Annotated in this window: 7 protein-coding genes and 1 pseudogene; all 8 read right to left on the bottom strand. The window is 41.1% G+C overall.

All coding sequences use genetic code 11. The annotated features are described in order from the left end of the window. Window positions 1–5: 5 nt before the first annotated feature. The 8 genes and pseudogenes from H1P_RS03850 to H1P_RS03810 all read right to left on the bottom strand — a co-directional run bounded on the left by H1P_RS03850 (window position 6) and on the right by H1P_RS03810 (window position 10,789). Complete coding sequence (locus H1P_RS03850) at window positions 6–1,373, bottom strand: efflux RND transporter periplasmic adaptor subunit (RefSeq protein WP_144864331.1); 1,368 nt, start codon at window positions 1,371–1,373, stop codon at window positions 6–8. Between the two features lie 331 nt (window positions 1,374–1,704). After that, window positions 1,705–3,195, bottom strand: coding sequence for a catalase (locus H1P_RS03845; RefSeq protein ID WP_144864329.1), 1,491 nt, complete (start codon window positions 3,193–3,195; stop codon window positions 1,705–1,707). A gap of 559 nt (window positions 3,196–3,754) precedes the next feature. Then, on the bottom strand, window positions 3,755–4,393 hold the full coding sequence (locus H1P_RS03840) for an NAD(P)-dependent oxidoreductase (RefSeq protein WP_144864327.1): 639 nt from the start codon (window positions 4,391–4,393) through the stop codon (window positions 3,755–3,757). 59 nt (window positions 4,394–4,452) lie between these two features. Beyond that, a complete protein-coding gene (locus H1P_RS03835; protein WP_144864325.1) occupies window positions 4,453–5,073 on the bottom strand; it encodes a DJ-1/PfpI family protein in 621 nt (206 codons plus the stop codon). Window positions 5,074–5,264: 191 nt separating this feature from the next. Continuing rightward, complete coding sequence (locus H1P_RS37215; RefSeq protein ID WP_222426918.1) at window positions 5,265–8,834, bottom strand: nuclear transport factor 2 family protein; 3,570 nt, start codon at window positions 8,832–8,834, stop codon at window positions 5,265–5,267. 50 nt (window positions 8,835–8,884) lie between these two features. Next, window positions 8,885–9,451, bottom strand: coding sequence for a hypothetical protein (locus tag H1P_RS39240; RefSeq protein ID WP_342799525.1), 567 nt, complete (start codon window positions 9,449–9,451; stop codon window positions 8,885–8,887). Between the two features lie 636 nt (window positions 9,452–10,087). Continuing rightward, window positions 10,088–10,432: pseudogene (locus H1P_RS39235) on the bottom strand (EthD domain-containing protein); the annotation flags it as partial. A gap of 15 nt (window positions 10,433–10,447) precedes the next feature. Continuing rightward, complete coding sequence (locus tag H1P_RS03810) at window positions 10,448–10,789, bottom strand: carboxymuconolactone decarboxylase family protein (protein ID WP_144864372.1); 342 nt, start codon at window positions 10,787–10,789, stop codon at window positions 10,448–10,450. Window positions 10,790–11,191 lie beyond the last annotated feature (402 nt).

The raw sequence follows: 11,191 nt of genomic DNA, 5'->3' as shown, positions 1-11,191 counted from the left end.
ACCCTTCAGTTTTTTAGTCCTTCTACCGCATCAGACACGGCTTGCTCTTGTTCTGCTTCACTAATGGCTGTACCATCTCTAAGGCTGAGGATATTGGAAACCGCAATTCTGTCTCCTTCTTTAATGCCAGAAATTATCTGATAATCTTGATTCTGAATTTTTCCTAGCTTTATGGGTTGTTGTTGGGCAACTAAAGATGTTTTTCCTGACTCGGATTCTTGTTGTTGGGCAATGTATACAAAACTTTGTCCTCCCAAGGTAGACACGGCAGTAGTTGGGACTAACACTCCTGGTTTTTTGTCCCAAATTACTTTGGCTCTGACATATTCTCGATCTTTGAGGCTATTTTCATTGGCAAAAGTAACTTTAGTCAGAATTGACTGAGTGTTTTGTTGAACTAAGGGAGCTATATAGGTAATTTTTCCTGACACTCCTGGGCTACCATCTTGGTTAATAATTTCTACTGACAGTCCTGTTTTGAGGCGATCGCGGTATTCTACAGGTATATTAATATTAAGGTCGAAGCTTTGATTGTTGGTAATGGTGGTCAACTCTTCGCCAACGTCAACGTAATCACCGACTTTGTTATCATCAAAACTGCCGACAATACCGTCGATGGGTGCATTGATAGTATTAAAAGCTAAATTTTGGCTAATAGAGCCTAATTCGGCTTCTGTTCTTCTTATCGTGGCATTTTGACTGTCTATATTTGCTCTGGATTGCTCTACCTCTCTTTCTGCTGCTCGTAGCGACTCAATTGCTGCATTCAGAGTTTCTTTTCTCGAATTACGCTGGGCAAGACTGCTTTTTAAATCGCGATTATCGTCATCTAAATCCTGTTGTGCTACTGCTCCTCCTTCAACTAGCATCTTAGTTCGCTCAATATTGATTTGTGCCAGTTCTACCTCGGCTTCTAATTCTTGCAAATCGGCTCTAGCACTTTCCACTTCGGCAGCAGCAGCAGCGCGGTTGGCTTCGGCTGTACTCAATTCGGCTTGGGTTTGCCCTAATATGGCTCGTTCGACATTGACGCTTTGGGTCGCTGCATTAACGTCTTCCTCTTCTTGAGTTGGTTCAAAGGAGGCAATAGGATCGCCTCGACTAACGCGATCGCCCTGACTGACAAAGATTTCTAAGATTCTGCCTTCGGTGCGGGGTGCCAGACTCACTCGATCTCTAGCTTGTAAAGTGCCGACATATTCGCTACTGTCATTGATAGTAACTGGTTCGATAGTTTGTAGCTGTACAGCAACTGCTTGAGGTTGATTTGTTTGCTGGTTGTTTCTATTACCACAACTACCAACACCAAAAGAGAGTAACCCAACAATTAAAACTGATAGGGGGATGTTTTTGGACTTAGATTGAGAAATCATTTGCTCATACCTTTTTTAATACTTAGGTGTAGCGACTTAAAATTTCACGAGTAATAAGTAACGAGTAACTCGTCATTACCTCTGCGGAGAAGGAGCGAGGATTCAATTATTGAATTATATTTCTATATTTTCGCGCCATAAATGGCAGGAACGGGCGAGTCGAGCATTTGAACTAAATTCAAATGACGCGCCCTCGGCTTTAAACCATACTTCGGGCTTTACTTATTACTTATTACTTAATGACGAGTTACTTTAGCCTCGTTGGGCGTGGTAAAAATTACTCCGACTCGCAATATTGACAATAGCTTATAAGTCTTTTATGGTATTAGTTTCAAGCTTTCAGTTCTTGGAGTTCTTTTGGTAACATCGAAGGATCGATTTTAATTCCCAAACCTCTAGCAATCCGCATTCCATAATCAGTATCAGCACGGAAAAAGTGACAGAGTTGCCTTAATTGAATCTCTTCAGGAACTTGTCCTAAACTACCGACAATGTTATCAACCAGTCTTTGTTTGGCATCCTCATCTAGTAAACGATATAAATCACCTGTTTGAGAGTATTCATCATTGCCCTCATGATGATCGTATCTATCTACAGCTACATTTCCTAAAGGCAAAGGTGGTTCTTGATAATCGGTGCTGGGTTTGGGTGCGTTGGGGTCACTATTAGGTTCATAATTGAGAGTACTGCCACCATTATCGCCATAAGCCATTGCGCCATCTCGCTGGTAAGTAGCAAAAGGACATTGAGGTAAGTTGACTGGCAGTTGTTGGTAATTTGTGCCTAAACGATAGCGATGGGCATCATTGTAAGACGCAACCCGCGCTAATAAAGTTTTATCGGGAGAAAAATCAATTCCTGGCACAATCGCACTGGGAGAAAATGCTGCCTGTTCGATTTGGGCAAAATAGTTATCGGGATTGCGATTGAGTTCGAGGATACCCACTTCGATTAAAGGATAATCAGCGTGTTTCCAAACTTTGGTCAGATCGAAAGGATTATCAGGGTGAGTTTTTGCTTGTTCTTCAGTCATTACCTGAATACAGAAACGCCACCGAGGATAGTCACTCTCTTTGATCGCATCCCAAAGATCTTCAGTCGCATGATCTGAATTCTGGGCTTTGATTTTAGCAGCTTCGGTTTCAGTTAAGTTTTGAATTCCCTGCACAGTTTTGAAATGGAATTTAACCCAAACTCGCTGGTTATCTTCATTAATTAAACTATAGGTATGACTGCCATAACCATTCATGTGACGATGGGTTTTCGGAATACCGCGATCGCTGTAAAGAATTGTTACCTGATGTAGTGCTTCAGGAGATTGCGACCAATAGTCCCAACGCATATATGGATCTTTAAGATTGTTAGCAGGACAGCGTTTTTGAGTATGAATAAAGTCGGGAAACTTAAGCGGATCGCGAATAAAAAAGACAGGGGTATTATTTCCCACCATGTCCCAGTTACCTTCTTCGGTATAAAATTTTACTGCAAAACCACGAGGATCTCGTTCGGCATCAGCAGAACCTTTCTCACCCCCTACGGTAGAAAAACGAGCCAAGACTGGGGTTTGTTTTCCGACTTCAGAAAACAGTTTAGCTTTGGTGTACTGAGTGATGTCTTTGGTAACAGTAAACGTACCCAAAGCACCAGCACCCTTAGCATGAACCACTCGTTCGGGAATACGTTCGCGATTAAAGTGAGCTAGTTTTTCCGAAAGATGAAAATCGTGCATAACTACTGGACCTCTAGCACCAGCAGTCAAGGAATTTTGATTATCGGCAATCGGATAACCGTCTTTAGTTGTGAGAGTTTTGCGTTCTTCCATGTTGGTTTTGTAGTGTAGTTAAAGGGTTAAATTTGAAGCGCGATCGGAATCCGATTGATTTTGCCAAATTGAATACTTAAAAGTTTGGCGTTGGTGAATGCATAATGCTGAGACAAGTTTTTACTAATCTATACTGTTATTCAAAATTATTTCAAAGCAAGAAAGCTTATAGGAGGGTGTGTCTTTTGAGCGTGAGAGATGCTGGGGTTTCGCGACTCATATCCAATAACGCTGTTGAGGTTAATGAGGGAAGTTTACATTGTCAAGAGATGGGGATACCGCCCGTCTACGAACCGTATTATTTTGGGTGACATTACTGTCTTGAACGAGTCCTAAAGGATACCGCTCCCCTAAAGGCCTCGCTTCCCTAAAGGACTCGGCTTCGCCGTCGCGCATCGCGCATATTGCTCATTGAGGGAAACCCAAGGGGCTGATTCTGTCTTCTGAAGGCAGAACTCTTCTGCCCCGCCCAAGACCCCTAAAGGACTCGGCTTCGCCGTCGCGCACTCGTTCGCTAAATCAGCAACGCCAAAAGGGTTTTAGCTAAACATTAGTTTGATTATTTTGTAATCAGTGGTGTTTGGTGTAAAAAGCGATCGCTTTTTACCTGTTTGACTAAAAAATCGGCTACATTAGTACGGGCAATAGTTTTAGCTTTTTGTCCTTTGAGATCGGTTAAGACACGATAGTCATCCGTTTCAGATTCGTCGGTTAATTCAGCAGGTCGAACGATAGTCCAATCTAAATTACTCTGCATAACTTCTCTTTCTTGGCGGTTTTTATCTGCATAGATGCGTCCTAATAGCAAAGGTAAGATTAAGTTATCGAACACAAATCTGCCATGTTCCCGACTATCTCCTGCACCGATTCCAGTCATACATATCAGGCGTTTTACCTCCTGTTGTTTCATTGCACTGATAATGTTACGAGTTCCTGTAGTGCAGAGATCGGGAACGCTAGTCACAGTAGACCAATTAAGGGGTGCGCCAAAAACGGTTATAACAGCTTCTTGTCCTACCATAGCTGCTTCGATACTAGCAGCATCCCTGACATCACCTTGAGCTTTATTCAGATTGCTTTGATTATCGAGCTTTTGGGGAGAACGAGCCAAAGCAGTTACTTCATGTCCAGCACTCAAAGCCTGATTGACCGTCAAACGACCGATATTTCCCGTTGCTCCACAAATAAGAACTCGCATTTGTTTGCTTCCTAATTAGTTGATTTTTGAGAAGTTATGAACTTTTGTCGCTCAAAAAGTTAAGCAAAGCTAAGGGCGTTAACTTTTTCTATTTCTTTGACAAAAGCGTCCATAAACAAATCGACTACCCCTGGATGCTTTCCTGTAATGAGGTTGCCATCGATAACTAAATCGGCGGTGACATCGCCATCATAGATAATTTCTGCCCCTGCGTTTTCGACATCGCAAATGATATTGTGAGCGCAAGTTACTTGACGATCTTTGAGCAAGTCGGAATCTGCACAAAACAGCCACAGACTATGACAGATCGTTCCTAATTTCAGATTTTCTGTCGCTACAGCTTGTCGCAAAAATACCACTGCTGGGGCGTTATTTTTTTGACCTTTGGTAACATTAACCTGATATCTTAGGCGATCCATCGCGTATGCACCGATACAAATGATTCCTTTATAGTCATCAGGGTTAATATTTTCTACTTCGGTAGTAACTGTAACGTGTTCTTCGATGGTGTCATTTTCAGGATTAGAACCAAATTGCAATGATTCGTTACCCCAGAGGTGAGAAATGTATTCGACTTCATAACCTTGTGTGGGAAAGTATTCGTTAAACCGACGAAACTCTGTACCATCAAAATGTTCTTCTATAAGTACGCCGATTTTGCCTTTAGATTTCGTTGCCATGATGTTTTAATTCCTTGCGTTTGAAGTACTTATCGTTCGTTAGTTATTTATCGGTTGACAATTAAAAATGATTGATTTTTGCTAAAGCCACCTCTTCTGGATTACCTAAATGTTGTTCTGGCTTGACCAAGAAAATAACTATTGCGCTGACTATTTGTCTTTCTTGAGAAATAGTCATCATGATCGATCATTTACCCTTGGTGTGAATTAGCAAAATCTCTTATATTTTCCTCAATTTTGGAAGTATCAGTATTTTCCCCAATCTTGGAAGTATCAGGATAAACCCGCCATTCCTTAATTAAATTACCCTTAAATCTGTACACATCAGTACAGGGAACTGTGATCTCTTGACCATCATTAATTCTCCTGTAGTGAGCATCCATTTCGATGATCACGGTGTCATTACCTACTTGCCAAGCACCTCTGACTTGGTGTTGTGTAGGTTTAACTATTTGATAAAAAGAAGATAAATATTGTGCAGCAGCATGGGGACCATATACAGGTTCATTAGCACCAACTTTGTAGTACACATCATATGTGAAGTAGGGATAAAATGATTCCCAATCTTCAATGGTCAATGCTTCAACCATTTTTTCTACTTTGGGAATCAAATTATCATCCGATTGAGGTTGGTTACTACTACCAATTATCCATTGAGGTCCATTAATAGACCACTTAGGAACATTTCCCGTTTCTACTCTTTGTCTACCTTCTTTATGTTCAGCAAAGTGCTTTTTCATGGTATCTGGAGGAGTCATTCTTTGGCTTTCACTGATAGTCATGACAGAAGTTGTACTTGGCACTTTGATAGAGGGATCGAAAACTGGAGCTACATCCATGAAAATTCGCAATTCTGAGAATTTATCACCTTCTACACGGAAGATATCACAACAAGGTAGGGTGATGACAGAATTATCTTTACGCCAATAGGTAACATCCATTTCTACAAATACCACGTCATCTACTTCCCGCATCATTTTAATGTCGTGGTAAACTGCATTAATTTGACTGAAAAAGTTATCTGCTGATTGTCTGATTGCTGGCTTATCGAAGCAGATTTCAAAGTTACCAAACTGGTACAATGGCTTATCCGTAAAAAAGGTAATAAATCCAGCAGAATCAAATGCTTCACCTCTAGAAAATAACCTTTTTACTAGGTCGATATTTTTGCCTTGAAGTTGTGTTGACATTGATTTTTTCCTATTTACTTGGTTTATCTGGGTTGACAATTTTTTTGGCGACTCGTTTTGTTTTTCGGAAAATTCTTTGGCACTGAGGACGGCTTGACGGACTGCTTGCTGAAGTTTGTCACGAATTTTAGCAGCAATTTTTTCCCCTTCTTTGTTAATTGGCTGCCAGTCCAAGGTATAGCTAATTTTCAAGGGGTCTTGAGAATGGCTAGCTGTTGGTCGGACAAGCTGATTTACTATCTTGCCAGTGAAAAAGGGATTATCTAATAGGGTATGAACGATCGTTCCTGCTTCTTTATCAATAACGATTTTTTCTTTGACCGTCATGCCCAAAGCTTTCATTTGCCTGAGTACGCCGTTATAGTATCTAGCTAAAATCTGTGGATTTTGAGCCTCTGGGTTGTAGCGAGACGTATTTTCAATTTTGTCTACCACTACTTCCCAAACAGTTTCTAAAGGAGCTTTTACCGCAGAGCTAAAGGAGAAAAACAGTCGGTCGTCTGTTTTTGGTTGCGGTTTGGCTTGATGGGGAAAGGTAATATCTATTAGCTGAGAATGTCCGTTGTTCATCTTATCAGTAACCTTCTCCTCTGGAAAAGTAAAAGAAGTAGCATTTGCCTGGTTGTATTCTTGTACTCCTTGCCTAAATCGTTCTTTGACTTTGCGGGTAACTTGGTTGAATTCGAGCTGTTCCCCATTAGGTCCTTTACAGTAGAATAAAGACCAGCCCTCCATCGGATCGTCGCTCCAGTCAATTGGTGCTTCGTCTTCTGGTTCATTCCAAAACTTTAAGGAATTGTATTTAAGAGCAACCGCTTTTCTCTCTGCTTTCGATTTAACTCGAATGACCCGATTAAAAACTACATTGGTCATGCCCCGATGTTGGCATTCCTCTTCTAACATTTGGGCAAAAAGGTTTAAATCGATACCTTCTTTAACGTTAAAAGAAAGGTGCATAGCATTGACGCGACCGATATGGGAAGGAAGACTGTCAACAGAACTTTGATGTGGATTGGGTTTACCCGCTTCTCGAACCTGAAGCAATTCCACTACTGTGTTGCCAAAAGAAATAAACTTGACATCCAACGCATTGTCTTTGCCATTTCTAAGATGGGGCAAATCTGTAATGTCTGGATCGATACCAGAGGCGATCGCATCTAGTTCTTCTTTCTGAAATAGGGTATTCTGTACCGTATCGCCGACTAATTCGTTTTCACTAACTACCAGTTGTCCTCCCAAAACTTCGGTATAAAATTCCGTCGCTTGCGCCATGTCATTTACGGTTACGCCAAAGTGCTGGATTCCTTGAAGGTAACGACCCAAACCAGAATTACTGGAGTTATCAGATGGCAATTGCGATTCTGTGCCATTCATTAAAGAAACTATCTCTTCTTTAAGCTGGTTAGTGGCTCCTGCCTGTAAAATCAGATCGGCAACTTGGGAACTATGTTTACCTGCTAGGGTCATTTTACCGTCATAGACAAAGGTGTAGACACTGCGCTCTGGAAATGGATAAAAAGCCTTGACATATTTGGCTAAATCTTTAGTTGCGGTCGCGTATTCGCTAGAAGCAAAAAATTGTTCCATCTCCAAGGGATTGGCAAAAGCAATTTCTATTGCTGCCTGATACTGTTGTTCTGGCGGTTCTGAATGACTCACTCCAAATGCTTCGGGACGAGAGTTATCTACTGCTTCTAGTAGATGCAGTCTCAGTTTCAACACCAAATTACTCTGAGCGATCGCATAAGCAAAATTGTCGCTAAGATATTGGCGAAACTCAGCTAAACTTACAGTGTTAGCTTTCTGAATCGGGATGTGGAATTTAACCCCATCTATTTGACCGTTAGGATTGCCCAGGGGCAGGCGATCGACATAGGTTCTGGAATTACCAAAAGCAGTGTTGTAGCCGATCGCTTTACTAAACAAATTATGCTCGTCTGCCATCAAAATCCCAGAGGATGCAAAGAAACTCTGACGGGCAGTTTCTGTTTCAAAAGTTAGTTCGGCGATCCCATCAAATTGTGCTGAATCGGGGCAAATATATTCAATCCCTGGAATAGCAGGCCAAATACCACCTCGATTGTGGTCTAGATGAAACTGCCAATATTGATATTGACTAGGTAAGCGAGCGCAGAGAGGTCCGTGTACGTTTTTCCAGTAATTGTAGAATAAATCGCGGTCAATACCTCGACGTTTCCACAACAGCACGTAAAAAGCTACTTGCCCTGGGCGATCTCGAATTGCATAATCTTGTTGTTTGATTGCAGATATCATATGTCCGTTACCAGTTTGCTCAAAAATCTCGTTGAGTGTCCCAAAGCAACCAGCTACCTTATTAAAACCACCATAGACACATAGCAATAACAACAGTTCTTCAATTTCTCGGTGGGTAATTCCCTGCTGAAAAGCTCGGTCTATACTAGCTAAAAAAGAATTACTCGAATCCTTGTAAGTTCCATTGGCAATCTCTACAGCGATCTCAATCAAGGCTAAAGCTTTCGGGTCAATTAATCGTAAATCGTATTCACCAACTACGCGAGTTAAAAAATCATCAAACCTATTATTTATCATGAGCTACTTCTCGGTTGGATGAGAATGAGTTCTTAATTCTTGGTTTATTTTTAGGTAGTAATTAAACTCAGCAAGTCTCCTGGGGCAAAAACATCGCGATAAAAAGTTAGCTGTTCGGTTTTGAGATAACACGCCCCTCGATGACCGCGACGCACCCAGGTAACATTACCTTTGGCAATGCTTTCGTTGGTTTCATCATCGACACATTTCCATTCAAAGTAAGTTACTTCACCGTAAAACATAACGATGGGCCAGCACATAGTTACTCCAGGTTGAGCAATTAACGCCCACCAGTGTTTTTCTCGTTCTTTTTGCTGGTCTAGACCATAATAGGGGCCGTCTTGACATAGATACACTAAATCGTCGCGATATTCATCGGTTAAGATATCACCTCGTCCCTGTCTCAATGCTTCACAGTGGGTGGGCCACCAATCTTTGTTTTCTTGTTCTATTTGTTGGAGAGTATAACTGGGACTAATTTCTGGTAATGTCGGTTCTTTCATCGCAGCAAATCTTTCGGCATCTTCAATCAGTTTTTTGGCTACATAAGCAGTTACTAATCCAGAACGAGAATAATCGGCAGCTAAATCTTGATAGAAATTGGTGCGTTTTTTAATGGCGGTAGGAGCAGTCTGCGATCTGCCATTTGTCGCTCCTTTACCGTTGGATTGGATCAATTGTTGTTGCAGCATAAGAGTGGTTACATCCTCCTTGAGTTGATTAGTCGCGCCAATATTAGCAATTAATTCAGCAACAGTAGAACTACGCTGACCTGCTAGGGTCATTTTGCCGTCATAGACAAAGGTATAAGCAGTACGTTCGGGAAAAGGTAAAAATCGATCTACATATTTTGCTAAATCCTTGGTTGAGATCGCATATTCTCTAGAAGTAAAGAATTTTTCCATTTCCAAGGGATTGGCAAAAGCAATTTCTATTGCTGCCTGATATTGTTGTTCTAGCGGTTCAATATGTGTCACCCCCGCTGCATCAGGACGAGAGTTATCTACTTCTTCAAATAGGTGCAATCGTAATTTAAGTACGGATTCACTTTGGACGACCGCAGGAGCGTAACTTTCAGTTAGATATTGACGAAAAGCGGAAACGCTAGCCTTGGCTGATTTTCTAATCATGATGTGGAACTTTAACAGACCAAGATCGCCGTTAGGTTCTCCACTAGGAATAGCATCCACATAGGTTATTGAATTACCAGGATTAGTATTGTAGCCAATCGCTTTACTAAAAATATTGTGTTCGTCATCCATCAAGATGGCAGCAGATTTAAACCAGACATTTCTTTCGGCTTCACTGGTAAAAGTCAATTCGGCGATACCATTAAACTGATATTCATCAGGGCAACTATATTTAATACCTGGAATAGTCGGCCACAAACCGCCTTCATTGCGATCGAGATGAAACTGCCAATACTGATTTTGACCAGGCAAACGAGCGCAGACAGGACCATGAACGTCTCGCCAATAGTCATCAAATAGTTCGCGAGTAATACCTTTGCGTTTCCATAACAAGACATAAAAGGCTAATCTGCTTTGGCGATCGCGTACTGCATAATCGGTCTTCCTAGTTGTGGTTAAAATGGTCATTTTTCCTCTTGCTCCTCAGTCAGTTAAGATTTCATCCAAAGCTCCAAAGCTGGCAGCAGCCTTGTTAAATCCAGCGTAAACGCATAAAAATAGCAGCAACTCCTCAATTTCGGCGCGAGTCACCCCTTGTTTGATTGCCATATCCACATGAGCAGCAAAAGGAGTACCCGAACCTAATAAATTTTGATTGACAACATCAACGGTAATTACAATCAAAGCCTTAGTTTTTTGATCTATTAATGGCAGTCCCCAAGCTTCACCCGCAACGCGAGTTACGAAATCGCCAAATTTTGGGTTGATTTTTTTTAGAGCCTGTTGCAGTTGTTGATCGTCTAGAACAGCATTTTTGTAGGGCATAGTTGAAGTGGGCATTGTTGATATTTGAGTCATAAGAAAAATTTTCCATCAAGAATTGCTGTAAAAGCCTAAATCTAAATGTAATGTCAGTGAAAAAATACAAAAAATTCTGCCCGATGGTGATTTTATGCCATCGATTCCAATTCATCTTATTGTTAAGCAGTTGATTAATAACCACGATCTCCCGATCGTAACAGTCAAGCAGAAGATTAATTTGTGGGCTTAATTTCAAATTAGCGATAAATCGAGAGGAACTAGGAAAGATTTTTCAAGTTTTTTTGGGGGTTGCTGAATCAGGAGATGAAAAGTAATTTATCACCCTATGTATACTCTCAAAAAGCTAATAGCTACAAACCTTGTCAGATTAGCAACCCTAGTAGATATGGTTTATTTTTCAACATC

It is taken from the genome of Hyella patelloides LEGE 07179, assembly GCF_900659865.1.
Lineage (GTDB): Bacteria > Cyanobacteriota > Cyanobacteriia > Cyanobacteriales > Xenococcaceae > Hyella > Hyella patelloides.
This window is presented reverse-complemented; position numbering and strand designations above follow the sequence as displayed.

Bases quoted from the DNA above. Each gene is read 5' to 3' on its own strand.
- H1P_RS03850 (WP_144864331.1), bottom strand. From the start codon at position 1,373: ATGATTTCTCAATCTAAGTCCAAAAACATCCCCCTATCAGTTTTAATT.
- H1P_RS03845 (WP_144864329.1), bottom strand. From the start codon at position 3,195: ATGGAAGAACGCAAAACTCTCACAACTAAAGACGGTTATCCGATTGCC.
- H1P_RS03840 (WP_144864327.1), bottom strand. From the start codon at position 4,393: ATGCGAGTTCTTATTTGTGGAGCAACGGGAAATATCGGTCGTTTGACG.
- H1P_RS03835 (WP_144864325.1), bottom strand. From the start codon at position 5,073: ATGGCAACGAAATCTAAAGGCAAAATCGGCGTACTTATAGAAGAACAT.
- H1P_RS37215 (WP_222426918.1), bottom strand. From the start codon at position 8,834: ATGATAAATAATAGGTTTGATGATTTTTTAACTCGCGTAGTTGGTGAA.
- H1P_RS03810 (WP_144864372.1), bottom strand. From the start codon at position 10,789: ATGCCCTACAAAAATGCTGTTCTAGACGATCAACAACTGCAACAGGCT.